Raw genomic sequence first — 23,696 nt, forward strand, 5'->3', positions numbered from 1 at the left:
CGTTCAGTTTTGAAGGCTCATGGCCGGACTTTTTGTCCGCAATTGAACTTTCAAACTTGTTCTTTGAAAACTGGATAAAACGACATTGAAGCAACAAATCAAGACAATCAACCGAGCCGGACACATTTGTGAGCCGGACTGCGATTCTTTTTCGTTCTGACGTCCATTCATCGCTGGATGGCGGAAGAACAATGACTTTATGGTTAAGTTAGGAAGGGCGCACGGCGGATGCCTTGGCACTAGGAGCCTATGAAGGACGGCACTAACACCGATATGCTTCGGGGAGCTGTAAGTAAGCTGTGATCCGAAGATTTCCGAATGGGGAAACCCACCATCTTTAATAGGATGGTACGTATCTGTGAATACATAGCAGATACGAGGCAGACCCGGAGAACTGAAACATCTAAGTATCCGGAGGAAGAGAAAGAAACATCGATTCCCTGAGTAGCGGCGAGCGAAACGGGAAGAGCCCAAACCAGGAAGCTTGCTTCCTGGGGTTGTAGGACACTCTATACGGAGTTACAAAGGGATGGGGTAGGCGAAGCGGCCTGGAAAGGCCCGCCAGAGTGGGTAAAAGCCCCGTAACCGAAATTCCATCCCCTCCAGAGTGGATCCTGAGTACGGCGGAACACGTGAAATTCCGTCGGAATCCGGGAGGACCATCTCCCAAGGCTAAATACTCCCTAGTGACCGATAGTGAACCAGTACCGTGAGGGAAAGGTGAAAAGCACCCCGGAAGGGGAGTGAAATAGATCCTGAAACCGTGTGCCTACAAGTTGTCAGAGCCCGTTAATGGGTGATGGCGTGCCTTTTGTAGAATGAACCGGCGAGTTACGATTCCATGCAAGGTTAAGCCGAGAACGCGGAGCCGCAGCGAAAGCGAGTCTGAACAGGGCGCATGAGTATGGGGTCGTAGACCCGAAACCAGGTGATCTACCCATGTCCAGGGTGAAGGTAAGGTAACACTTACTGGAGGCCCGAACCCACGTACGTTGAAAAGTGCGGGGATGAGGTGTGGGTAGCGGTGAAATTCCAATCGAACCTGGAGATAGCTGGTTCTCTCCGAAATAGCTTTAGGGCTAGCCTCAAACGTCAGAATCTCGGAGGTAGAGCACTGTTTGGACGAGGGGCCCATCCCGGGTTACCGAATTCAGACAAACTCCGAATGCCGATGATTTATGTTTGGGAGTCAGACTATGGGTGATAAGGTCCGTAGTCGAGAGGGAAACAGCCCAGACCGCCAGTTAAGGTCCCCAAGTATTCGTTAAGTGGAAAAGGATGTGGCGCTGCCCAGACAACCAGGATGTTGGCTTAGAAGCAGCCATCATTTAAAGAGTGCGTAATAGCTCACTGGTCGAGTGGCGCTGCGCCGAAAATGTATCGGGGCTAAACGAATCACCGAAACTGCGGATTGACACCTTGGGTGTCAGTGGTAGGAGAGCGTTCCAAGGGCGTTGAAGCTGGACTGGAAGGACTGGTGGAGCGCTTGGAAGTGAGAATGCCGGTATGAGTAGCGAAAGAAGGGTGAGAATCCCTTCCACCGAATGCCTAAGGTTTCCTGAGGAAGGCTCGTCCGCTCAGGGTTAGTCAGGACCTAAGTCGAGGCCGATAGGCGTAGACGATGGATAACAGGTTGATATTCCTGTACCACCTCCCCGCCGTTTGAGTAATGGGGGGACGCAGAAGGATAGGGTGAGCGCGCTGTTGGTCATGCGCGTCCAAGCAGTGAGGTGTGGAACGAGGCAAATCCCGTTCCTGTAACATTGAGCTGTGACGGCAAGGGGAAGTTTCCCTGGAGTCCCTGATTTCACACTGCCAAGAAAAGCCTCTAGCGAGGCGGGAGGTGCCTGTACCGCAAACCGACACAGGTAGGCGAGGAGAGAATCCTAAGGTGATCGAGAGAACTCTCGTTAAGGAACTCGGCAAAATGACCCCGTAACTTCGGGAGAAGGGGTGCTCTGGTAGGGTGAACAGCCCGAGAGAGCCGCAGTGAATAGGCCCAGGCGACTGTTTAGCAAAAACACAGGTCTCTGCAAAACCGTAAGGTGACGTATAGGGGCTGACGCCTGCCCGGTGCTGGAAGGTTAAGAGGAGAGGTTAGCGCAAGCGAAGCTTCGAATTGAAGCCCCAGTAAACGGCGGCCGTAACTATAACGGTCCTAAGGTAGCGAAATTCCTTGTCGGGTAAGTTCCGACCCGCACGAAAGGCGTAACGATCTGGGCACTGTCTCAACGAGAGACTCGGTGAAATTATAATATGCGTGAAGATGCGCATTACCCGCGACAGGACGGAAAGACCCCGTGGAGCTTTACTGTAGCCTGATATTGAATTCCGGTGCAGCCTGTACAGGATAGGTAGGAGCCTTGGATGCGTGAGCGCCAGCTTACGCGGAGGCAATGGTGGGATACTACCCTGGCTGTATTGGACTTCTAACCCTTGCCCGTGATCCGGGCAGGAGACAGTGTCAGGCGGACAGTTTGACTGGGGCGGTCGCCTCCTAAAAGGTAACGGAGGCGCCCAAAGGTTCCCTCAGAATGGTTGGACATCATTCGAAGAGTGCAAAGGCATAAGGGAGCTTGACTGCGAGACCGACAAGTCGAGCAGGGTCGAAAGACGGGCTTAGTGATCCGGTGGTTCCGCATGGAAGGGCCATCGCTCAACGGATAAAAGCTACCCCGGGGATAACAGGCTTATCTCCCCCAAGAGTCCACATCGACGGGGAGGTTTGGCACCTCGATGTCGGCTCATCGCATCCTGGGGCTGTAGTCGGTCCCAAGGGTTGGGCTGTTCGCCCATTAAAGCGGTACGCGAGCTGGGTTCAGAACGTCGTGAGACAGTTCGGTCCCTATCCGTCGCGGGCGCAGGAAATTTGAGAGGAGCTGTCCTTAGTACGAGAGGACCGGGATGGACACACCGCTGGTGTACCAGTTGTCTTGCCAAAGGCATCGCTGGGTAGCTATGTGTGGACGGGATAAATGCTGAAAGCATCTAAGCATGAAGCCCCCCTCGAGATGAGATTTCCCATTACGCAAGTAAGTAAGATCCCTCAAAGATGATGAGGTGGATAGGTCTGGTGTGGAAGCATGGCGACATGTGGAGCTGACAGATACTAATCGATCGAGGACTTTTCCTATAATAAGTCGAAGCGCCGCAAGGCGGTCTTGACTGTACAATGTCTGTTTTATCCAGTTTTGAGCGAACAAGCTCATCTGTCTGGTAATGATGGCGAAGAGGTCACACCCGTTCCCATACCGAACACGGAAGTTAAGTTCTTCAGCGCCGATGGTAGTAGGGGGCTTCCCCCTGTGAGAGTAGGACGTTGCCAGGCAGGCCTAAAAAGCGGAGACGACCGTATTGATGCGACAAGCATAAGGCGAATCGACGGAGTGGCGTTTTCTGCCACGCAGACGAGTTGACTTATGACCTCGAGCATCAGGGAGTCGGAGCTGGATTATAAAAAAGCAAAGACGACCGTTTTGATGCGACAAGCATAAGGCGAATCGACGGAGTGGCGTTTTCTGCCACGCAGACGAGTTGACTTATGACCTCGAGCATCAGGGAGTCGGAGCTGGATTGCCCTAGTTATTCATACATATTACAATTGGTCCCGTGGTGTAGCGGTTAACATGCCTGCCTGTCACGCAGGAGATCGCCGGTTCGATCCCGGTCGGGACCGCCATTTATCTAAACGTCCAAGCCGATTCGGGGTAACCCCGGGTCGGCTTTTTATAGTTGCAAGCATTGATGGATGCGGTTCTGCTGGGAATCCGGTACACTGGGAGTACTAACTGAAAGAGGGACGAGCGTATTATGAAGAAAGAATTTCACACAGCCTCTGTGGCGGAAACACAGGCACTGGCCGAACAGTTGGCTGCCCATCTGGTCCCGCCGGATGTCCTGACATTGGAAGGAGACCTCGGGGCGGGGAAAACGACATTTACACAGGCGCTGGTCCGGGCGCTCGGTGTGTCTCGGACAGTCAGCAGCCCGACGTTCACAATCATCAAACAATATGACGGCACCTATCCGGTGAACCATCTGGACGTGTACCGTCTGGAAGACAGCGAGGAAGATCTCGGATGGGAGGAACTCTTTTATGGAGACGCCATTTCAATTGTGGAATGGGCCGGCTTCATTGCAGAAGAACTGCCGGACGAGCGTTTGAACATCCGTATCCGCCGTACTGGGAATACCTCCAGGCTGATTGAACTGGAACCGGCGGGCATGCACTTTACAAAGATTTGTGAGGCGATCAGCAAATGATTTGGTTAGGAATCGACACATCCAATGCTCCTTTGAGCGTGGCCTTGGTGGAAGACGGACGTATCCTCGTGGAACAGACATCTTCCTTGAAAAAAACGCACTCCATCCAGGCGATGCCTGCCGTCGAACAGATCCTGGCTGCTGCAAATTTGCGGCCAGCTGATTTGGCTGCCATTGCGGTATCGGAAGGCCCTGGCTCCTACACGGGAGTACGGATCGGCGTGACACTGGCCAAAACGCTGTCGTGGACACTTGGAATTCCACTGGTCGGTGTGTCCAGCCTGGAGGTCATCGCAGCCAACGCTGTTCCGTTTGAGGGGGTTGTCTGCCCGTTGTTTGATGCCCGTCGAAAGAATGTGTACTGTGGGTTGTACAAATGGAAAAACGAACGGCTGCATCGGATTTGGGAGGATCGCCACGGCTCGCTGGACGAACTGTTGTCCGATCTTTCCTTCATCCATCAGCCCGTTCTGTTCATCGGTACCGATGTGGCGTTATATAGGACGGCCATCCGTGAATCACTTGGTGATCAGGCTGTGTTTGCACCGTTCCCACAGCAGCTTCCCCGCGCCTCGCAGCTGATCCAGCTGGCTGAACAGCGCCTGCCGGTGACCGATGTCCATGATTTCGTACCGACATACCGCCGTATCGCGGAAGCGGAAGCGAACTGGCTGCGGCAGCAGGAGGCACAGAATGATTGAGCATGTCCTTTACCGACAGATGGTCACTCAAGATATCGAGTCGGTGGTGGCGACGGAAGCGGAGGTATTTACGACTCCCTGGTCTGCGGAAGTATTCGAACATGAGCTGGCGGGCAATGACTATGCGACCTATATTGTCGCGGAGGCAGATCGCAAAGTGATCGGGCATGTCGGCATGTGGGTGGTCCTGGACGAATGCCACATTACCAATGTAGCTGTCCGCAAGAGATTCCAAGGCCACGGCATCGGGGAGGCACTTATGCGCCAGGCGATGGATCTGTGCCGCAATCACGGCGTGAAGGCCATGTCACTCGAGGTCCGGGTCAGCAATGAAGCTGCAAAGCACCTCTACACGAAGCTCGGGTTCCAACCGGGCGGTATTCGGAAAAACTATTATTCAGACGACCATGAAGATGCGCTCGTCATGTGGGTGGAATTATGATGAAACCAGATATCTATGTTCTTGGTATTGAAACGAGCTGTGATGAAACAGCCGCTTCCGTCGTGAAGAACGGATCTGACATCCTATCGAATGTCGTTGCCTCACAGATCGAAAGTCAGAAACGGTTTGGCGGTGTTGTGCCTGAAATCGCATCACGCCATCACGTGGAAGAAATCACGCTGGTCATTGAACAGGCACTGGAAGAGGCGCGATTGGCGCCTGGCGATCTCGATGCTGTGGCTGTTACGGAAGGACCCGGTCTCGTCGGTGCACTGCTGATTGGTATCAGTGCGGCGAAGGCATTTGCGTTCGCGAATGACCTGCCGCTGATCGGCGTCCATCACATTGCCGGTCATATCTATGCGAACCAGCTCGTCCAGCCGATGGAATTCCCGCTATTGGCCGTGATCGTCTCAGGAGGGCATACCGAGATGGTGCTCATGCGTGAGCATGGTTCCTTTGAACTGATCGGGGAAACACGGGACGACGCTGCCGGGGAAGCCTACGATAAGGTGGCACGGGTCCTCGGCCTTCCGTATCCGGGAGGTCCTCAAATCGACAGACTTGCGGGTGAAAGCGAGACGGCCGTGGAATTTCCGCGGGCCTGGCTGGAGACGGATTCCTACGATTTCAGTTTTAGCGGCTTGAAATCATCGGTTATCAATTACAAGCATAATATGGAACAGCGCGGCGAAGAAATCGACGAGGCTGCAGTCGCTGCCGGTTTCCAGCAAAGCGTTATCGACGTCCTGACCGTGAAAGCAGTGCGGGCGGCAAAGGAATATGGCGTGCGGCAAGTGATTGCAGCAGGCGGCGTGGCGGCAAACAAAGGACTGCGGAAATCTTTCGAGACAGCATTTGCAAATGAGCAGATCGTCTTCTCGGTACCGCCTATCCAGTTATGCACAGACAATGCAGCAATGATTTCGGCAGCGGGGACAGAAATGTACAAAAGCGGTAAGCGGAGTGGGCTGGCCATGAATGGCCGGCCGGGAATGCTTCTTACATCATGGATAGATTGACCGTACATGAAATTCGTCAAATTCCGACGGATTTCATGTTTTTTTATAAACACAAAAACAGATTTGTCAATAGGGAACATTCGTACTTATGCACAATTTGTGGATAATATGTGCGTAAGTGTTGAAATGGTTGATAAAACTAGTCGCTGGCTTGGATAACTGTGTGGGTAACCGTGGATGAAATTGTGGATAACGTGGATAAGTTTATGAATAGCGATGAAATCAACACGCTTACTGTGGAAAAGATTGTGGAAAGTGTTTCTGTGTATCTGTCGAATGTGCACGGACAACTGTCAAACCTGCGCGGATTATCTGGCTTGTCACCTGTATAGCCGATGCTTGTGTCCTGTAAACTTGGTACATAGGAAAAAGCAGCGGACAAAGCCGCTGCGTTCCAATTATACGGTTTCCAGCTGTTCCTGCAGCTCCAGCCACGTCTCCGCCTGTTCATCATGCTCCGTCTGCAGGTTGTCAATGGATGCCTGGATATCCATCAGTTTGACGTGATCGTCTGCATATGCAGGATTTTCGAGTTCTTTCTGCAGCTCAGCGATCTGGCCATCGAGTTCCGCCATTTTGGCTTCTGCCTGTTCACTGGCCCTTTTCAGCCGCCGCTCTTGCTTCTGTCGCTCTTTGTCGATTTCCTGAGGCTTGGTTTCCAGTGTCTTCTCGGGCTGGAGGGATGCGAGCGACTCGGCCAGCAGTTCTTCTTGTTCGGTTTTCTTTTCAATGAAATAGTCGTAATCACCGAGATACTCCACAGCACCCACTGCACTCAAGTCGAACACCTTTGTCGCAATCCGGTTGATGAAGTACCGGTCATGGGAGACGAACAGGATTGTTCCGGGGAAATCATCAAGCGCATTCTCCAGGACCTCCTTGCTGTCGAGATCCAAGTGGTTCGTTGGCTCATCGAGGACAAGTGTGTTCGATTTCTCCAGCATAAGTTTTGCGAGGGATAGCCGGGCCTTTTCACCGCCGGACAGGGACTGGACCGGCTTGCTGACGTCATCCCCGGAAAAGAGGAAACGCCCGAGCAATGTCCGGATGTCCTTCTCGTTCATGAGCGGCCAGTCGTCCCAGATTTCCTGCAGCACAGTTCCTGAGCCAACGAGTGTCGCCTGGTTCTGATCGTAATACCCGAACTGCACATTCGTTCCATACTCGATCGAGCCGCCAAGCAGGTCCTGCAGCCGTACAATCGTTTTGAGCAGTGTCGATTTGCCGACACCATTCGGGCCGAGAATGGCAATCCGGTCCTGCTTGTAAACACGCATATCGATCCCAGAAGATACCGGCACGCCATTATAGCCGATGGATGCATCTTTCACAGCCAAGACATCATTTCCGCTCGGTCTGTCGATGGTGAACGAAAAGCTGGCTGACTTCTCATCGCTGTCCGGCGCCTCCATCCATTCCGTCCGCTCCAGCTGTTTCCTGCGGCTCTTCGCCATCTTGCTCGTCGAAGCGCGCGCTATGTTTTTCTGGATGAACTCCTCCAGTTTCGCTTTCTCGCTGGATTCCTTTTCGTACTGCTTGCGGTCCTTCTCATAGTTTTTCGCTTTTTCATCCAGATAAGCGCTATAGTTGCCCGTGAAGCGCGCCACTTTGCGGTGGGATACTTCGTAGACGATCGTGACGACCTGATCGAGGAAGTACCTGTCATGCGAGACGATGAGCAAAGCCCCCTCATAGGACTTCAAGTATGTCTCGAGCCAGCTGAGCGTCTCGATATCCAGGTGGTTCGTCGGTTCGTCCAAGATGAGCAGATCGGGCTTGCTCAGCAGCATCTTTGCGAGGGCCAGGCGGGTTTTCTGGCCGCCTGACAGGAGATGGACCGGTTTGCCGTAGTCGTCCGGGAAGAACCGCATGCCATGCAGAACGGACCGTGCATCGGATTCGTACTGGTAGCCGCCCTGGTCTTTGAACTCGATCTGCAGGGAGTCATATTCGGCCATGACCCGTTCGTTTGCAGCCGGGTCTCCGTAGACAGCGGGATCGGACATCTGCATCTCCAACTCCCTCAAACGGCGCTCCATCACATGCAGCGGCTCGAAGACGGTCATCATTTCATCCCAGATGGACAGCTCCGTCTCGAGACCGCTGTGCTGTTCCAGGTAGCCGACCCGCACGCCTTTCGGGATGATGACATCCCCGGAATCCGCAGCTATCTCGCCTGCGATGATCTTGAGCAGCGTCGACTTGCCGGCACCGTTCCGACCGACGAGGGCAACGCGGTCCCGGTGCTGGACTTCCAATTTAACGTTCTTCATTATATCAGTGCCTGAAAACGATTTCGTTACACCGTTCACTTGCAAGATTATCATCGTGTCACCTCAATTTTCCTTCTTCCTCAGTTTACTGGAATGGCGCAGTGTGCGCAATGATCGGCTTTACAACGGTCTGCTTCTCCTGTACGATAGAAGCGATTCGAAAGAGCTCCAGGAGGTTTACGATGACTGAAGAAACGAACAAAATTCCACAGGCAACGTCCAAACGCTTGCCTCTGTACTATAGGTTTCTTCAAAATTTCGCGAATAGCGGGAAGAAGCGTGTTTCTTCAAGCGAACTGAGCGAAGCAATGAAGATCGACGCGGCGACGATACGCCGTGATTTTTCGCATTTCGGTGCGCTCGGCCGGAAAGGCTATGGCTATGACGTCGACTACCTTGTCAGTTTTTTCAGGAAGACGCTCGATCAGGACGAAGAGACGGACGTAGCGCTTATCGGGGTGGGGAGTCTCGGTCATGCATTCCTGAAATATAATTTCCATAAGAACCATAATACACGGATTGCGGTGGCATTCGATCCAAAGGCGCCGCCGGAGGGGAAAATGATGGCGGATATCCCGGTGTTCCATCCTGACCTTATCGAGGAAAAATTGGCGGAACTGGGGATCGATCTCGTCATTCTGACTGTGCCTTCACGTGCGGCACAAGAACTGACAGACCGGCTCGCGCGGGCGGGAGTGAAAGGGATCCTCAATTTCACAACAATCCGTCTGACCGTGCCTGAATCGATCCGTGTCCATACGATTGATCTGTCGGTGGAACTGCAATCCCTTATTTACTTCATAAAAAATGACGTAAAAGATTCACAATTATAAAGGTGCATGGATAGTCATGGGCTGTCATTTGGTGTAGAATGGACATATTCAGAAGGAGGTATCCGAAATGTCACCAGGTATCGGAAGTTTGCTAATTATTGCGGTCATTGCCCTTCTTATTTTCGGTCCGAAAAAGCTGCCTGAAATCGGCAAAGCCTTCGGTTCTTCACTGCGCGAGTTCAAGAATGCAACAAAAGGCCTCGTGGAAGATGACGACAAAGCGGACGTCAAAAAAGTTGAAGACAAAAAAGAAGTGCACTAAGTTAGGGTGTCTGTCCAAATGGGAGAACAACACAACCTTACCATTGTTGAACATATAGAAGAAATCCGAAAACGACTGATTACGATCGTCGTTTTCTTTGCAGTTGCGGTCATCGGAGGATTCCTGCTGGCGAAACCGCTCATCAAGTTCCTCAAGACGAACGGGCCGGCAGCTGACCTGTCGCTGAATGCGTTCAACGTCATCGACCCGATTGCGATCTACTTGAAAGTCGTCGTGTTCATCGGCATCATCATTATCCTGCCGATCATCATGTACCAGTTCTGGGCGTTCGTTTCGCCCGGCCTGCTGGAAACGGAACGCAAGGTGACACTCAGTTACATTCCGTTCGCTTTCGTCCTGTTCCTGGCAGGAATTTCGTTTTCGTATTTTGTCCTCCTGCCGTATGTCGTGAAGTTCATGTTCACGCTGTCGCAGGATCTCGGCATCACCCAGACGATCGGCATCAACCAGTACTTCTCGTTCCTGTTCCAGATCCTGCTGCCGTTCGGCTTCGTATTCCAGCTGCCGGTCGTGCTGCTGTTCCTCTCCCGGCTTGGGTTCCTGAATCCGAACGTACTGACGAAATTCCGGAAGATCGCCTATTTCGTCCTGTTCGTCATCGCGGCATTCATCACACCGCCGGATATCGTCTCCCATTTGTTCGTGACAGTTCCGCTGTTCCTGCTCTATGAGGTCAGTATCCTGATCGCCCGTGTCGGCTACAGGAAGTTCCTGAAAGCTGAGAAACTCCGGCAGCAGGAAGAGGAAGAAGCAGAGCGGGCGCGCTTGTTCGCAGAGGCGAAAGCCGAACAGCAGCGGCAGATCGAAGAAGTTCAGTCACGTATGAATAACAACGAGTAAAAAGACTTGCAGAACCGCAACAGACGGTCCTGCAAGTCTTTTTTGGATTGGAGACAGGCTATCCGAGATGTCCAATCAGTGTGATGACAGCCTCTTTCAGTTTCTGCAGTTCCAGGATCTTATCCATGTTCAGGGTGACGACCATCACGAAGCTGTTCATCAGCAGATGGGATATCATCGATGACCAGATGCGCCCCGTCCGATAATAGACATAGGAGAAGACGAGCCCGGGCATGAGATAGACAAGGATATGCTGGAATTCGTTATGGACAGCCGCGAAAATGAGTGCGCTTGCGATGGCGGCGATCCAAAAGTTCGTCTTCGTGTAGATTCCGCCGAATACGACACGGCGGAAAACGATCTCCTCCAGTATCGGTGCGAACAGGACGATGCAGACGATCATAATCGGCGCAACCGCCGACACTTCTGTCAGACGCATCGTATTGTCGGACCCATTCTCGATGCCGATCACTTTTTCAATCGCACCTGCGAGCATCTGCCCGCCGAGTGCCAGGAAAAAGCCGAACACGCCCCAGACCATTGACATCCAGACCGACGCTTTCTTCGCTTTGAAAACGGTCCAGAAGTTTTTGTCTGTCCGGATGACTAAGAAGAACGCCAGGATGGCCAGGATGTTGACTGTGAACAGTCCCCAGGCGACACCTTGGAATGCGGCGTGCTCCGTGCTGAACCCCTGCTTGCCGAACAGCTGGATCAGCCCTTTTGAAACGGGCAGGGACGCAAATTGCATGGCGATATAGAGGAAGAGGATAGTCAGATAGAGTATCCATGGCTGCGGTTTTTTACCAGTCAAACGAATCGGTCCTTTCCTGCTGTGTCTTGATAAGTGTATCGGGTTTCAGGGTGTTTCGCAAAGACGAAGAGAGTGAAGTGTTTTACTTGCAATTCTGTCCAAAAGGTCTTACTATAGGAAATGTGTTAGCACTCCTGTTGAGTGAGTGCTAAAAAGAAAATAGCCGTCAGAGGAGGGTGTTTCAGTTGTTGAAACCATTAGGTGATCGTATTGTAATTGAACTGATCGAAGTGGAAGAGAAAACGTCAAGCGGCATCGTGCTGCCGGATTCCGCAAAAGAGAAGCCGCAGGAAGGGAAAGTCATTGCTGTCGGTACAGGACGCATTCTCGACAATGGCCAGCGTGTTGAGCCGGAAGTCAAAGAAGGCGACCGCATCATCTTCTCAAAATATGCAGGCACTGAAGTGAAATATGAAGGCAATGAATACTTGATCTTGCGCGAAAGCGATATACTGGCAACAATCTGAAATTGATTCATCCGATACTATTGAAAACTGACCAGGAGGGATCCATTCATCATGGCTAAAGAAATCAAATTCAATGAAGATGCACGCAGCGCAATGCTCCGCGGTGTCGATACATTGGCGGACGCTGTAAAAGTGACACTCGGACCAAAAGGACGCAACGTCGTCCTCCAGAAGAGTTTCGGGTCACCGCTCATTACAAATGATGGTGTTACGATTGCAAAAGAGATCGAACTGGAAGACGCTTTCGAAAACATGGGTGCGCAGCTCGTCTCCGAAGTCGCTTCGAAAACGAACGAAATTGCAGGGGACGGCACGACAACAGCGACAGTCCTGGCACAGGCGATGATCCGCGAAGGATTGAAAAACGTCACGGCGGGCGCGAACCCTGTCGGTATCCGCAAAGGGATTGAAAGTGCAGTCGCGACAGCTGTCACTGAACTGAAAGACATTTCCGATGAAATCGAGAGCAAGCAGGAGATCGCACAAGTTGCGGCTATTTCCTCTGGCGACGAAGAAGTCGGCAATCTGATCGCTGAAGCGATGGAGCGTGTCGGCAACGACGGCGTCATCACTCTGGAAGAGTCCAAAGGCTTCACGACAGAGCTTGATGTCGTGGAAGGTATGCAGTTCGACCGCGGCTATGCATCAGCCTACATGGCGACGGATACGGACAAGATGGAAGCGGTCCTCGACAATCCGTACATCCTGATCACGGACAAGAAGATCACCAACATCCAGGAGATCCTTCCTGTACTTGAGCAGGTCGTCCAGCAGGGCAAGCCATTGCTCATGATCGCGGAAGACGTGGAAGGCGAAGCACTTGCAACCCTCGTCGTCAACAAGATCCGCGGCACGTTCAACGCAGTCGCTGTCAAAGCACCTGGCTTCGGCGACCGCCGGAAAGCGATGCTTGAGGATATCGCCATCCTGACAGGCGGCGAAGTGATCACGGAAGACCTCGGTCTCGACCTGAAGTCTGCGGACATCTCCCAGCTCGGCCGTGCAGCGAAAGTCGTCGTCACAAAAGACAATACGACAATCGTTGAAGGCGCTGGTGAAGCGGACAACATTGCAGGCCGCGTCGGCCAGATCCGTTCACAGCTGGAAGAAACGACTTCCGACTTCGACAAAGAGAAGCTGCAGGAACGTCTCGCGAAACTTGCAGGCGGCGTCGCAGTCATCAAAGTCGGCGCAGCAACGGAGACTGAGTTGAAAGAACGCAAGCTCCGCATCGAAGACGCCCTCAACTCCACGCGTGCAGCTGTGGAAGAAGGCATTGTCTCAGGCGGCGGTACTGCGCTCGTCAACGTTTATAAGAAAGTGGAAGCCCTTCTTGAGAATGCGGAAGGCGACGTCGCTACGGGCATCAAGATCGTTCTCCGTGCACTCGAGGAGCCTGTACGCCAGATCGCAACGAACGCAGGTCTCGAAGGCTCGATTGTCGTCGATCGCCTGAAGCGCGAAGACGTCGGCATCGGCTTCAACGCAGCGAACGGTGAGTGGGTCAACATGATCCAGGCCGGCATCGTCGATCCGACGAAGGTAACACGTTCCGCTCTCCAGAACGCGGCATCCGTTGCAGCTATGTTCCTGTCGACGGAAGCAGTCGTTGCAAACCTCCCGGAGCCAGCAGGCGCAGGTATGCCTGACATGGGCGGAATGGGCGGAATGGGCGGCATGATGTAAGCCGTCCCTGAGCTGAATTGAAAACGCCAGTCCTCATCTGATGGGGACTGGCGTTTTTTCGTTTTAAGTATAACTTGTACACAGTAATCGGGCATGCCCGCCGAGCACTGGAGTGGAGTGCCGGCCATCGGTGATGTGCAGTCTCCTTATCATGTGGAAACCGCACGTGCTCATGCGCCCCGCCATGTCATCAGATGATCCGTACTTTCTCTTCAATCGCGAGGCGTGTCGTCTGATAAGGCTCGGCATTTTCTTTTCCGATTGTAATCAGGACGATCGGGAAGTACCGGTCTTCCAGCTTGTACCGTTCCGCGAATTTCACTTTATCAAAGCCGCCCATCGGACCGGTTGCGTACCCGCGCTCTTTCGCGACGAGCATGAATTGCATGGCAGCCAGACCGGAATCGAAGATGGCCAGGTTCTTGCGGGCTTCTTCGGATGCATGGGGGTACGTCTTGTTGGCATTCCCGACGAGCACCGCTTTGCTGGCGTCATCGACGAATCCGGCTTCCGACATGCTGTCGTAGACCTTATCGATATTCTTATAGAACTCCTTATCTCCTAATACGGCGATGACAGCAGAAGCGGTCTCGATCTGTACCTGATTATAGGCGATCTTGCGTAATTATTTCCGTTCTTCAGGGTCCATGAACACAATGAATTCCCACGGCTGCAGATTGCTGGTCGAGGGTGCCTGTACTGCTTCCTTCAGCATCTCCACAATTTCTTCTTTGTCGATCGTGAACCCGGGATCGTACTTCCGGACCGAACGGCGTTCACGGATCACTTCTGAAATGGATGCGGTCATGTAACTTCCTCCTAGAACTCTATTATTTGGATTGTTCATCACTTTCAAGCGTACTTTTGGTAAGTAGACGCGTCAAGTTTTCCATTTCCACAAGATACAAAAATGATCGATCCTTCAGGGGAGGTTAGCATCCTGCCGCAACTGCTTGCGCATCCTGATATCGAGTTTGCCGTGCCGGAAGTGAAAGTGCTGAAAGGCTGATCTGTCAAAAGAAATCCAGCCATGCAAAAAGCCGTATCCCAGTAACCGGGATACGGCTTTTCATGCAGATAGACTTACTCATCGATCCGGAACCCGTCCAGCAGCTCCCGCACTTCATCGGTCGTTTCGGTGCTCATGAGCTGATTCCGGAGTTCACCGGCGCCTCGGAAGCCTTTGACGTAGATTTTGAAGAACCGGCGGAGCGGTTTGAATGGACGCGGTTCCAGTTCCGTCGAGTACTTATCGAACAAGTCCAGGTGGAGACGCATGAGGCCGAGCAGTTCCTCGCTCGTATGCTCTTTCGGTTCCGTCTCGAACGCGAACGGATTCTTGAAGATGCCACGCCCGATCATGACACCGTCGATGCCGTACTTCTCGGCGAGTTCCATGCCAGTCTGCCGGTCGGGGATGTCACCGTTGATCGTCAGCAGCGTATCGGGTGCAATCTCGTCACGCAATTTCTTGATTTCCGGGATGAGTTCCCAGTGGGCATCGACCGCACTCATCTCTTTCCGGGTGCGGAGGTGGATCGACAGATTTGCGATATCCTGTTTCAGCACATGGGTGAGCCAGCCGCGCCACTCATCCACATCGGTATAGCCAAGACGCGTCTTCACACTGACCGGGAGCCCGCCGGCTTTTGCTGCTTCAATGATGGCGGCGGCGGTTTCAGGGTGGTTGATGAGCCCGCTGCCTTTGCCTTTCGCGGCGACATTCGGAACCGGACAGCCCATGTTGATATCCACCCCTTTGAATCCGAGCTCCGCCATACCGATACTCATCAGCCGGAAGAACTCGGGTTTGTCCCCCCAGATATGGGCGACCATCGGCTGCTCGTCCTCCGTGAAGGTCAGTCGTCCCCGTACACTGTAGATACCTTCCGGATGGCCGTAGCTCTCAGTATTCGTAAACTCTGTGAAGAAGACATCGGGGCGTGCCGCTTCGCTGACGACGTGCCGGAACACGACATCCGTGACGTCTTCCATCGGTGCTAATATAAAAAACGGACGCGGTAATTCACGCCAGAAGTTTGTTGTCATAGTTTCTATCCTCTCATCGTGCAGGACATGCAGGTGGCTGCTGTCCCTTGTAGTGAACGCAGAACCGTTCTTCCGCCTTACTAGTTATATCACGTAACCCCCGTGTTTATCAACGGACCGGACTGGCCAAATGCCGTGTACAGAAGGCGGGTGTCCGCTGACTGGATCATTCCCCTGATTCCTTCCGCAGGGAAATGGCATGGAGAATCTTCATGACAGGACGCAGGAAGAACTGGACACTGCCGATGATGAAAAGAATGGTGCCGGCCGTCTTCAGCGAATCGAATAGGAAGAAGACGCTTCCGACGATGAATTCCAGTCCGAGTATCAATTCATTGATAATGAAAATATATTTGTAGTTCTTGTTGAAAAAGATGATATGCTTGCCCGCTTTCACTTCCACGTCTTTCCGGTTATCGATCACTTTAGGCATGATAGTTCCCTCCTTAGTCTCCAGTTCCCTGGAAAGTTTTCGGTGAAACAGCAGGCCGATTCGAAAGCAGAGCGCACAGCCATGCAAAAACCTCCTGCATCCATTTGAGATACAGGAGGTGTTCGTGTGCAGTTATGCATTTACAGATCTGTCTTTCGCTCTTGAGTCCCTGATCAGGAAGGACAGCAGGAGACCGGCCGCTGCGACACATCCGGCAATCAGGAATGCGACATTGACACCATGTATATGGCCCGCGACTGAATTGCCGTTTGCCGCTGTGATTGTCACAGTGACCAATACGGCGGTGCCGATTGCGCCGGCAATCTGGCGGAACGTGTTATTCATGGCCGTGCCATGCGGGATCAGGTGGTTCGGCAGCTGGTTCAGTCCGAGTGTTGTGGACGGCATCATGACCGTGGCGATCCCGACCATCCGCACAGCGTTCAGTACCGCCAAATAGAGGAAGGTCGTGTCCTCTGACAGGGTGGAAAACATGAAGGTGGTGACCGTCAAAATCGCGAATCCGATACGCAAGAGCCACTTCGCTCCGTACTTATCGAACAGGGAACCGGTGACCGGGTTCATGATACCGGTGACGATCGCACCCGGCAGCAGCATCAAGCCGGAATGCAGAGCATTAAACCCAAGGAGGTTCTGCATGAACAGCGGGAGGATGACAGTCGTAGCAATCATCGAAGCGAAGACGATCATTCCGAGGGAAGTCGCAAGGGCGAATACGCCGTACCGGAAAACCCGGAACTCCAAGATCGGTTCCTCGAGTTTGAGCTGGCGGTTGATGAACCAAGCGAGTGCAGCTGCCCCGACTGCGAGTGAAATGATCGTGTTCGGTGTGAGCCAGCCGACGTTACCGGCGACACTGAATCCATACAGGATCCCGCCGAAGCCAAACGTCGACAGGACGATGGACAGATAGTCGACTCTTGGATTCGTCAGTTCCGTCACATTCTTCAGCAGGAAATAGGCTGCTGTAATGATGATCAGGACGATCGGCAGGACGACATAGAACACACTGCGCCACGGGTAATGGTCGACCAGATACCCGGAGAGTGTCGGACCGATCGCCGGGGCGAACGCAATGACCAGGCCGAACATCCCCATCGCCTTGCCCCGCTGCTCCCGCGGAAACAGCAGAAACATGACTGTCTGCAGGAGCGGCATCATGATACCTGCACCGGTTCCCTGCAGGACCCGGCCCAGCAGCAGGATGGTGAAGTTCGGGGACACGGCAGCAACGGCCGTCCCTGCTGCGAAGACGCCGAGGGCGAACAGGAACAGCCGTCTAGTCGTGAATTTACCGATCAGGAACGCCGTGATCGGGATCATGATTCCGTTGACGAGCATGAAGGCGGACTGCAGCCATTGGACTGTACTTTCCTTCACATTCAGGTCATGCATGATCGGCGGCAGCGCCGTCGCCAGCAGTGTCTGATTCAGTATCGTTATGAAGGCGCCCGACAGCAGGACCGCAAGCAGCGGAATATTTTTCTTGAAATCGAATGTTTCTGAAGCATTCATCGTTTGTGGATTGGCCATTCGGATGCCGCCACCTCTTTCTTAGGGGGGTTAGAATTTCTACATGCATTTCCGGCAGTCGCCATGCAGCATTCTTCCTATGATAAAGCCTTGCGGTGTATGTATCAACAAGGATGTTTGCGGACAGCAGCTATTGAAAAATGTACCCGTACAGCACCATTTGAAACTGCCGGCCCCATACCGTCATCATTCGCAAACAGAACAGGGGGCCAACGCTGTCAGTATGGCCGGATCAAAGGAAACGAATCAGGTGTCTTCCCGTTGAAAAGTTCGAAAAAAAGAGATAATATTCCTTTGCTGCCTATGGTACAATCAGGCTATTACAACAGGTGGGGGAATGGACATGTTCGGACGGAAAACACGGGTGCAGGAAGCCGGCGGTGAGCAGCAGCAAATGGAACTGCTGAAACAGTCGCAAGCACAGAAAGAGGAAGAAGGCCGCACACAGCTGCTGGCATTGAAAGAGGAGCTCGCTGCGGCGGTCATGCAGCATGACAAAGTGAATGGACAGCACACCTATCTGGGAGACGCTGTCGGAAAGATAGAAGTGAAGTTTGAAAATATCGGTATGCTGAGTGAGCAGACAGCCGTCAAATCCGATGACCTGAATGGGAAAGGCAGTTCACTCGGTGAGCGGGCAGGCAATATGGTGACCGAAGCGAAGGAAGGCACAAGCCAGGTCAACGAGGCGGCGGATGTCATGAAGGAGCTCGGTGTGCAGATCCAAGTATCCGAGCAGAACATGGCGAGCCTCAGTGAGCGGTCCGATGAAATCCAGTCCATTGTCGGTGTGATCGATGGGATTGCAGCGCAGACGAATCTGCTGGCTTTGAATGCATCGATCGAGGCGGCACGCGCAGGGGATTCGGGGAAAGGGTTTGCTGTGGTGGCACAGGAAGTGCGCAACCTGGCGGAAAGCACTGGGAAAAGTACGGCGAGCATCCAGCAGCTGACCTCCTCCCTTCAGGAGGAAGTCAATCAGGCACTGTCCGCCGCAAGGATCAGTGCAGAACTCGCAGAGCGCGGTGTGCAGATCAGCTTGAAGACCGCCGAAAAGATCGGACGCATCCTGGAAGCTGTCGAAGCCAGCCAAGGAGAAATCGGCTCCATCCAGTCGATGATCGAAGAACAGAAACAATTGTCATCGGAAGTGAAACAGGAACTGGCCGAGGCGCGAGGCTTATTCTCGGATGTCCATGATCTCATCATGGAGCATATCGAGGATGCAAAAGAAGTCGATCAGCGTCTGGAGAACGGCATCCGCCAGCTGGCCGCGACCACTTCCTGATCCTCCATTTACGAAAGTCCGGCACAGGATATCCCATCCTTGCCGGCCTTTTTGGCATGCGGGCATACGAAAGAATACCGGCTTTCAAGATGTATTGAAAAATTTCACAGCAAAAAGATTGAAAACCACCGCACACGTGGTAAAGTAGGCTTTGAAAATAGAATAGGAACCGTCGCACGGGCCAATGGAATAGACAGCGCATGCAAAATCAGAGGGGTAAGGAGGATTCGATATGAATATTGCCGTGGCAGTGGACGGTTCGGAAAGCGCCGTGCGTGCAGCACAGCATGCATTGATGCTGGTGAAGTATTTACCGGAAACCGAGATGGAAGTGATTTTCGTCACGGATTTCAACCGGGTGGAGGATGAGCGGCTCTTGAAGGAGAGCCCGAAAGCGCTGGCCGCTTACCAGAAAAAGAGCATCCGTCCGATTCTTGAGCTCGCCGAGGAGGCGGGAGTGGAACCGAAAGTCACGATGCTGAAAGGGCAGACCGGCCCAACCATCATCAAGTACGTGAACAGCCAGGAAGTCGACCAGCTCATTCTGGGGAGCCGGGGGCTGAACGCGTTCAAAGGTCTCTTGATGGGGAGCATCAGCGAAAAAGTCGTTAAGCGCATGCGCTGTCCTGTCACAGTTGTCAAGTGAAATATACAGTTTCCTATCTGCTGCAGCGGAGGGGGAACTGTTTTTTTTTTATTGCCAAATCATTTGGGTCGTCATTTCCAATTTTAGTGGGTATACTGTTCAATGATTGAAGCAGTTTTTGTGAACTCACCGGCAGGGATGTAAGCAGAACAGGAGGAAGTCATATGGAAGAGACAGATCAGCGGGCGATGGTGGTCGGAGGCTCGCTTTCAGGACTGATGGCGGCGATCGCCCTCGCCCGGGAGAATGTGCACGTCACTGTGTTGGAGAAAGTCAGCGCGGACAGGCGTTCAGGAGCAGGGCTGCAAGTGGACGGACCAGGGTTCAGAGCATCCGGAACGGAACGGCTGCTGAGGAATCTGGCGTCCGGCGGGAAGCGGTCCATCCAGCTTTGGTCATCGATCGAAACACGCCTTCGTACGGAAGCACTTTCCTATCCGAATGTCACCGTGCAATATGGGCAGCGGGTTACAGCGGTAGGTGAGGACGGGGCGGCCGCTTGGGCGGAGACTGGGAATGGACGGCTGTAAGCGGACATGCTGGTCGGAGCGGACGGACACCGCAGTCTGGTCCGTCAGTATGTGAACCCCGAAAAACCCGAAACGGAATTCGCCGGATATCTTGTCTGGATCGCCTCGACAGATGAATCGGCGCTGCCGGTGCATGTCCGGCCGCCTGCAGATGCGCCCGAAGTGACGATGCTCGACAGCGCCGGCGGCTTCCTGTTCGGGTCGGTCATCCAGCCGCACGAAGCATCCGAAGGAAGGAGGGTCGGCTGCACGTGGTACGACAATTCGAGAAATGACTTGCTGCGCCGCACAGGCTGTCTCGATGGGAATGTCGTCGTGCACTCGCTCGCCGGATCGGACATCCCTGAGGAAACGATCGATGGACTGGCGAGACAGGTCCGTTCAGGGTGGCAGGATCCGTGGAAAACCGCCATGCTGCATGCGCTGGAACACCGGAATATCACCGGTACACCGATCAAGGAGTATGTGCCCGAACGGCTGGTGCGCGGACGCATTGCACTGATCGGGGATGCTGTCCATGTGCCCGCTCCGATCACAGCCAGCGGGTTCAACGCCTCCTTGCAGGACGCGGTGACCTTGGGCAAGTTCGCCTCCAAAGGCATCGCTGGCAAGAAAGCCTGTAAAGTCCTTGAACAATACGAAGCGGCCCGGCTCGTCAAAGTCCGCAAAATCGTCCAGTCCGGCCAATCCTATAACCGGTCCTTCGGGCTCGGCAGATGACCGTCATGTTATGGAGGTACTGAAAGGGTGGGACTTATTGTAGCCGTTTGAGTCTTTGAATGATTCATCAGTCAGCAGATAGGGATGTGTCTCTTCAAGTATCTGCGCCAGATGAACGGGCATCCGGTCCAGCTGATAGGCACAAATGAGAGGGAAGGAAAGAGCGTCGACAGCCCAATCGATATGCTCTTCCAATTCGCGTATCAGGTCGAGCGGTTCGTGCATCGTTGCCCATTCCACGTGCGCCCAGCAGCGGAAGGACACATCGTTTTCCAGGAAGGGCTGGACTGTGGTGTTGAAGTATTCGACAATGGAAGGCGGATGATAGCCCCCGCTTGAGTAGTAGAAATCGAAGTTCTTGATGAAGTGCAGCAATTCAAGATCGGATGAAGTGAGGACCTTTTGCAGTTCTTTGTAAATCTGCGGGTATAGGCGTTCGTTATCGATGAATAAGATGTGTTCATTCTGCTCGATGCCTAATCGGATGTAGTTGACGGCCTGCTGGATGTACAAGTCCATGTTTGTATAGGAATACAGGATGTGGACATTCCGTTCTGAACGTAACAACGCACGTAGAGTCGAATCCATGGAAACCAACCTTTCTACTAGGGAATTGGCGAAGCGGATGTCTGGCAAGTGTACCATTAAAAGACAGTGATGGATACAGGGGAAAAGTTTTTATCGCAAAAAAGCAGGAAGTCGACTGGATCCGGCCGGCTTCCTGCTTATTTCATCTGCTGATTGTACGTATCACGGAGTGACCCCTATACGGATGCTTCGTAAATCGATTTAACGGCTTCTTCAAGTGTCTTATTGAATTCCTCATCGGTCTGACTGGCATTCAGATCCTGGCTGAGGGCCCGGGAGAAGCTCGCGATCAGGCCGTCGTTCTCCTTCAGTTTTTCGTTGGCGACATCCGTCGAGTAGCCGCCGGACAGGGCGACGACACGGACGACACGAGGATGCTCGATCAGTTCCCGGTACGCATTCACTTCGGTCGGGATCGTCACCTTCAGCATGACGTTCTGATCGTCGTCCAGCTGATTGAGATGGTTGAGGATCTCCGCTTTCAACATCGTTTCGCACGCAGGCTTGCTCGAACTATGGATATCCACTTCCGGCTCGATGATCGGCACCAGTCCGGCGGCGATGATCTGCCGGCCGACCTCGAACTGCTGATCGACGACCGCTCTGATGCCTTCTTCGTTCGGTTCTTTGATGACGGAGCGCATCTTCGTCCCGAATATATGCCGCTCGTTCGCGCGGCGCAGCGTATCGTCCAGATCATCGATCGGTTTCATCAGCTGGACACCGTTCTTCTCCTCGGCCAGCCCTTTGTCGATTTTCAGGAAGGGGACGATCCCTTTCTTTTCTGCCAGGTAGTCCCCTGTATACATGCCGTCGATCTCGCGGTCCATCGTCTGCTCGAACAGGATGGCACCGAGGATATAGTCGGAACTGAAGGCAGGGGAAGTGATGATCCGTGTCCGCATATCATGGACGAGATCGAACATTTCTTCGTCACCCGAGTAGCTGTCTTCCGCTACGCCATAGGCGGCCAGCGCTTTCGGGGTGCTGCCTCCGCTCTGATCCAGTGCCGCGATGAACCCTTTGCCGTTTTTCACTTTGTCGAATTGCTGTTCATTCATTCCGATTCACTCCTCATTGAATAATGGGTGCTTCTGGTAATGTGCTGAATACGTATGGAATTGACTGATCTCTCTTCATGTTACCATGAAGCGGCCCTTTCAAACCAACAATACAGGACGGCCTCTGTCTGAAAGCGGGCAGCCTTTCTATCAAGAGAAATCAAAAAAGCCATCCGGAACTGGCGTCCGGATGGTCCTGAAGATTCAAAGGCTGCGGCCTGCCATCAGTTCGTGACCGGCAAGAGAGGATATTTCCAGACCTTTCATCGGTGTTCCGATGCCTTTCGACAGCTGCGAAATCAGTTCGTAGTTCCTGTAATCCGCAGAGGCCTGCACGATGGCCCGCGCAAATGCTTCGGGATTATCGGATTTGAAAATACCGGAGCCGACGAATACACCATCCGCTCCGAGTTCCATCATGAGTGCAGCATCGGCCGGCGTTGCAACGCCGCCTGCGGAGAAGTTCAGCACCGGCAGTCGTCCGGCTTCACGGATCGACATTAGAACATCGTAAGGCGCACCGAGATTTCGGGCTTCCGTCATCAGTTCCGCCGGATCCATCTCCACTATCTTTTTCACTTCGGCATTGATCATCCGGAGATGACGGACAGCTTCGACGATATTGCCTGTGCCCGGTTCGCCTTTAGTGCGCAGCATTTTAGCACCTTCCCCTAGCCGGCGTGCCGCTTCTCCGAGATTGCGGGCACCGCAGACGAACGGCACGCGGAAATCACTTTTCAGCAGATGGAATTCTTCATCAGCCGGCGTCAGCACCTCGCTTTCGTCAATGCAGTCTACGCCGAGGGATTCCAGGACACGCGCTTCCGAAATGTGACCGATCCGTGCTTTTGCCATAACTGGAATCGATACCGCTTTTTGCACCTCTTTAACAATTCGCGGATCTGCCATGCGGGCCACGCCGCCAGCCGCACGGATGTCCGAAGGCACGCGTTCGAGGGCCATGACAGCGACTGCACCGGCAGCCTCTGCAATTTTTGCCTGTTCACCATTAATGACATCCATGATGACGCCGCCGTAAGACAGTTCAATATTCATGATGATTCCTCCTTTTCTGAATCCAGTATGGCGTATATGTGATCATGTGAAAATATTCAAAAGTGGATTTATTGATAAGGTCAGATGGGTTATACGCAGATATCTGTTGTACCTGAATCGGATTATGGAGGATAATTGAAGTGAGTG

21 protein-coding genes, 1 tRNA gene, 2 rRNA genes and 1 pseudogene are annotated in these 23,696 nt (G+C 53.2%); 16 read left to right on the forward strand and 9 right to left on the reverse strand.

Features of this window, described 5'->3' with window-relative positions:
* Positions 1–201: 201 nt before the first annotated feature.
* The 7 genes from QWT68_RS14270 to tsaD all read left to right on the forward strand — a co-directional run bounded on the left by QWT68_RS14270 (position 202) and on the right by tsaD (position 6,428).
* A 23S ribosomal RNA gene (locus QWT68_RS14270) occupies positions 202–3,133 on the forward strand.
* Positions 3,134–3,212: 79 nt separating this feature from the next.
* A 5S ribosomal RNA gene (gene rrf / locus QWT68_RS14275) occupies positions 3,213–3,328 on the forward strand.
* A gap of 275 nt (positions 3,329–3,603) precedes the next feature.
* Positions 3,604–3,679: transfer RNA gene (locus QWT68_RS14280), tRNA-Asp, on the forward strand.
* Positions 3,680–3,810: 131 nt separating this feature from the next.
* Positions 3,811–4,263 carry a tRNA (adenosine(37)-N6)-threonylcarbamoyltransferase complex ATPase subunit type 1 TsaE gene (tsaE, locus tag QWT68_RS14285; RefSeq protein ID WP_040285147.1) on the forward strand — a complete coding sequence of 151 codons (453 nt, stop codon included), beginning with the start codon at positions 3,811–3,813 and terminating at the stop codon, positions 4,261–4,263.
* A complete protein-coding gene (tsaB, locus tag QWT68_RS14290) occupies positions 4,260–4,964 on the forward strand; it encodes a tRNA (adenosine(37)-N6)-threonylcarbamoyltransferase complex dimerization subunit type 1 TsaB (protein ID WP_040285146.1) in 705 nt (234 codons plus the stop codon). Before tsaE ends, tsaB begins: the two co-directional genes overlap by 4 nt.
* Positions 4,957–5,406: a ribosomal protein S18-alanine N-acetyltransferase gene (gene rimI / locus QWT68_RS14295; RefSeq protein WP_040285145.1), complete on the forward strand. Its 450-nt coding sequence runs from the start codon at positions 4,957–4,959 to the stop codon at positions 5,404–5,406. The genes tsaB and rimI overlap by 8 nt, the downstream gene beginning before the upstream one ends.
* Complete coding sequence (tsaD, locus tag QWT68_RS14300; RefSeq protein ID WP_290148707.1) at positions 5,406–6,428, forward strand: tRNA (adenosine(37)-N6)-threonylcarbamoyltransferase complex transferase subunit TsaD; 1,023 nt, start codon at positions 5,406–5,408, stop codon at positions 6,426–6,428. The genes rimI and tsaD overlap by 1 nt, the downstream gene beginning before the upstream one ends.
* Positions 6,429–6,826: 398 nt before the next feature.
* On the opposite strand, the gene QWT68_RS14305 is transcribed toward tsaD, so the two are convergent.
* Positions 6,827–8,755, reverse strand: a complete 1,929-nt coding sequence (locus QWT68_RS14305) for an ABC-F family ATP-binding cassette domain-containing protein (RefSeq protein ID WP_290148708.1) — start codon at positions 8,753–8,755, stop codon at positions 6,827–6,829.
* A 128-nt stretch (positions 8,756–8,883) separates the two neighbouring features.
* Here QWT68_RS14305 and QWT68_RS14310 point away from each other — a divergent pair, with 128 nt between their 5' ends.
* From QWT68_RS14310 to tatC, 3 genes are all read left to right on the forward strand, one after another.
* Positions 8,884–9,534 carry a redox-sensing transcriptional repressor Rex gene (locus tag QWT68_RS14310; RefSeq protein ID WP_040285142.1) on the forward strand — a complete coding sequence of 217 codons (651 nt, stop codon included), beginning with the start codon at positions 8,884–8,886 and terminating at the stop codon, positions 9,532–9,534.
* Positions 9,535–9,601: 67 nt separating this feature from the next.
* Complete coding sequence (locus QWT68_RS14315; protein WP_040285141.1) at positions 9,602–9,796, forward strand: twin-arginine translocase TatA/TatE family subunit; 195 nt, start codon at positions 9,602–9,604, stop codon at positions 9,794–9,796.
* An 18-nt stretch (positions 9,797–9,814) separates the two neighbouring features.
* Complete coding sequence (gene tatC, locus QWT68_RS14320) at positions 9,815–10,657, forward strand: twin-arginine translocase subunit TatC (protein WP_040285140.1); 843 nt, start codon at positions 9,815–9,817, stop codon at positions 10,655–10,657.
* A 58-nt stretch (positions 10,658–10,715) separates the two neighbouring features.
* Here the strand turns inward: tatC and QWT68_RS14325 are convergent, their stop codons facing one another.
* The gene (locus QWT68_RS14325) at positions 10,716–11,471 is read right to left on the reverse strand and encodes a CPBP family intramembrane glutamic endopeptidase (protein ID WP_052461627.1); all 756 of its coding nucleotides are present in this window, start codon (positions 11,469–11,471) and stop codon (positions 10,716–10,718) included.
* A gap of 185 nt (positions 11,472–11,656) precedes the next feature.
* On the opposite strand from QWT68_RS14325, the gene groES reads away from it, so the two are divergent.
* Together groES and groL are read left to right on the forward strand one after the other, a co-directional pair.
* Positions 11,657–11,938, forward strand: coding sequence for a co-chaperone GroES (gene groES, locus QWT68_RS14330; protein WP_040285139.1), 282 nt, complete (start codon positions 11,657–11,659; stop codon positions 11,936–11,938).
* Between the two features lie 51 nt (positions 11,939–11,989).
* A complete protein-coding gene (groL, locus tag QWT68_RS14335) occupies positions 11,990–13,624 on the forward strand; it encodes a chaperonin GroEL (RefSeq protein ID WP_290148709.1) in 1,635 nt (544 codons plus the stop codon).
* Between the two features lie 190 nt (positions 13,625–13,814).
* Here the strand turns inward: groL and QWT68_RS14340 are convergent.
* The 4 genes and pseudogenes from QWT68_RS14340 to QWT68_RS14355 all read right to left on the reverse strand — a co-directional run bounded on the left by QWT68_RS14340 (position 13,815) and on the right by QWT68_RS14355 (position 17,660).
* Positions 13,815–14,471, reverse strand: a pseudogene (locus QWT68_RS14340) (nitroreductase family protein).
* Between the two features lie 236 nt (positions 14,472–14,707).
* Entirely contained in the window at positions 14,708–15,673 is a 966-nt protein-coding gene (locus QWT68_RS14345; protein ID WP_290148710.1) for a tRNA dihydrouridine synthase, read from the reverse strand.
* A gap of 166 nt (positions 15,674–15,839) precedes the next feature.
* Positions 15,840–16,106, reverse strand: a complete 267-nt coding sequence (locus QWT68_RS14350) for a YrhK family protein (RefSeq protein WP_040285136.1) — start codon at positions 16,104–16,106, stop codon at positions 15,840–15,842.
* 132 nt (positions 16,107–16,238) lie between these two features.
* On the reverse strand, positions 16,239–17,660 hold the full coding sequence (locus QWT68_RS14355; protein ID WP_040285135.1) for an MDR family MFS transporter: 1,422 nt from the start codon (positions 17,658–17,660) through the stop codon (positions 16,239–16,241).
* 343 nt (positions 17,661–18,003) lie between these two features.
* Between QWT68_RS14355 and QWT68_RS14360 the strand changes: the two genes are divergently transcribed.
* From QWT68_RS14360 to QWT68_RS14375, 4 genes are all read left to right on the forward strand, one after another.
* On the forward strand, positions 18,004–18,948 hold the full coding sequence (locus QWT68_RS14360) for a methyl-accepting chemotaxis protein (RefSeq protein ID WP_040285182.1): 945 nt from the start codon (positions 18,004–18,006) through the stop codon (positions 18,946–18,948).
* A gap of 232 nt (positions 18,949–19,180) precedes the next feature.
* Entirely contained in the window at positions 19,181–19,594 is a 414-nt protein-coding gene (locus QWT68_RS14365; RefSeq protein ID WP_040285134.1) for a universal stress protein, read from the forward strand.
* Between the two features lie 164 nt (positions 19,595–19,758).
* Positions 19,759–20,124: an FAD-dependent oxidoreductase gene (locus QWT68_RS14370; protein WP_290148711.1), complete on the forward strand. Its 366-nt coding sequence runs from the start codon at positions 19,759–19,761 to the stop codon at positions 20,122–20,124.
* 6 nt (positions 20,125–20,130) lie between these two features.
* Positions 20,131–20,844 (forward strand): FAD-dependent monooxygenase, encoded by a 714-nt coding sequence (locus QWT68_RS14375; protein ID WP_290148712.1) that lies wholly within the window; start codon positions 20,131–20,133, stop codon positions 20,842–20,844.
* 3 nt (positions 20,845–20,847) lie between these two features.
* Here the strand turns inward: QWT68_RS14375 and QWT68_RS14380 are convergent, their stop codons facing one another.
* From QWT68_RS14380 to pdxS, 3 genes are all read right to left on the reverse strand, one after another.
* Complete coding sequence (locus QWT68_RS14380; RefSeq protein ID WP_040285132.1) at positions 20,848–21,432, reverse strand: MEDS domain-containing protein; 585 nt, start codon at positions 21,430–21,432, stop codon at positions 20,848–20,850.
* A gap of 176 nt (positions 21,433–21,608) precedes the next feature.
* Positions 21,609–22,493 (reverse strand): fructose bisphosphate aldolase, encoded by an 885-nt coding sequence (locus QWT68_RS14385; RefSeq protein ID WP_040285131.1) that lies wholly within the window; start codon positions 22,491–22,493, stop codon positions 21,609–21,611.
* 204 nt (positions 22,494–22,697) lie between these two features.
* Positions 22,698–23,549 carry a pyridoxal 5'-phosphate synthase lyase subunit PdxS gene (gene pdxS / locus QWT68_RS14390; protein ID WP_040285130.1) on the reverse strand — a complete coding sequence of 284 codons (852 nt, stop codon included), beginning with the start codon at positions 23,547–23,549 and terminating at the stop codon, positions 22,698–22,700.
* Between the last annotated feature and the right edge of the window lie 147 nt (positions 23,550–23,696).

The organism is Sporosarcina trichiuri (genome assembly GCF_030406775.1).
Lineage (GTDB): Bacteria > Bacillota > Bacilli > Bacillales_A > Planococcaceae > Sporosarcina > Sporosarcina trichiuri.

Coding starts and splice junctions, on each gene's coding strand:
- QWT68_RS14315 (WP_040285141.1), top strand. CDS start 9,602: ATGTCACCAGGTATCGGAAGTTTGCTAATTATTGCGGTCATTGCCCTT.
- QWT68_RS14345 (WP_290148710.1), bottom strand. CDS start 15,673: ATGACAACAAACTTCTGGCGTGAATTACCGCGTCCGTTTTTTATATTA.
- QWT68_RS14375 (WP_290148712.1), top strand. CDS start 20,131: ATGCTGGTCGGAGCGGACGGACACCGCAGTCTGGTCCGTCAGTATGTG.
- QWT68_RS14385 (WP_040285131.1), bottom strand. CDS start 22,493: ATGAATGAACAGCAATTCGACAAAGTGAAAAACGGCAAAGGGTTCATC.
- tsaD (WP_290148707.1), top strand. CDS start 5,406: ATGAAACCAGATATCTATGTTCTTGGTATTGAAACGAGCTGTGATGAA.
- QWT68_RS14350 (WP_040285136.1), bottom strand. CDS start 16,106: ATGCCTAAAGTGATCGATAACCGGAAAGACGTGGAAGTGAAAGCGGGC.
- tsaE (WP_040285147.1), top strand. CDS start 3,811: ATGAAGAAAGAATTTCACACAGCCTCTGTGGCGGAAACACAGGCACTG.
- pdxS (WP_040285130.1), bottom strand. CDS start 23,549: ATGAATATTGAACTGTCTTACGGCGGCGTCATCATGGATGTCATTAAT.
- QWT68_RS14365 (WP_040285134.1), top strand. CDS start 19,181: ATGAATATTGCCGTGGCAGTGGACGGTTCGGAAAGCGCCGTGCGTGCA.
- tsaB (WP_040285146.1), top strand. CDS start 4,260: ATGATTTGGTTAGGAATCGACACATCCAATGCTCCTTTGAGCGTGGCC.
- rimI (WP_040285145.1), top strand. CDS start 4,957: ATGATTGAGCATGTCCTTTACCGACAGATGGTCACTCAAGATATCGAG.
- tatC (WP_040285140.1), top strand. CDS start 9,815: ATGGGAGAACAACACAACCTTACCATTGTTGAACATATAGAAGAAATC.
- QWT68_RS14310 (WP_040285142.1), top strand. CDS start 8,884: ATGACTGAAGAAACGAACAAAATTCCACAGGCAACGTCCAAACGCTTG.
- QWT68_RS14380 (WP_040285132.1), bottom strand. CDS start 21,432: ATGGATTCGACTCTACGTGCGTTGTTACGTTCAGAACGGAATGTCCAC.
- groL (WP_290148709.1), top strand. CDS start 11,990: ATGGCTAAAGAAATCAAATTCAATGAAGATGCACGCAGCGCAATGCTC.
- QWT68_RS14370 (WP_290148711.1), top strand. CDS start 19,759: ATGGAAGAGACAGATCAGCGGGCGATGGTGGTCGGAGGCTCGCTTTCA.
- QWT68_RS14355 (WP_040285135.1), bottom strand. CDS start 17,660: ATGGCCAATCCACAAACGATGAATGCTTCAGAAACATTCGATTTCAAG.
- QWT68_RS14305 (WP_290148708.1), bottom strand. CDS start 8,755: ATGATAATCTTGCAAGTGAACGGTGTAACGAAATCGTTTTCAGGCACT.
- QWT68_RS14360 (WP_040285182.1), top strand. CDS start 18,004: ATGTTCGGACGGAAAACACGGGTGCAGGAAGCCGGCGGTGAGCAGCAG.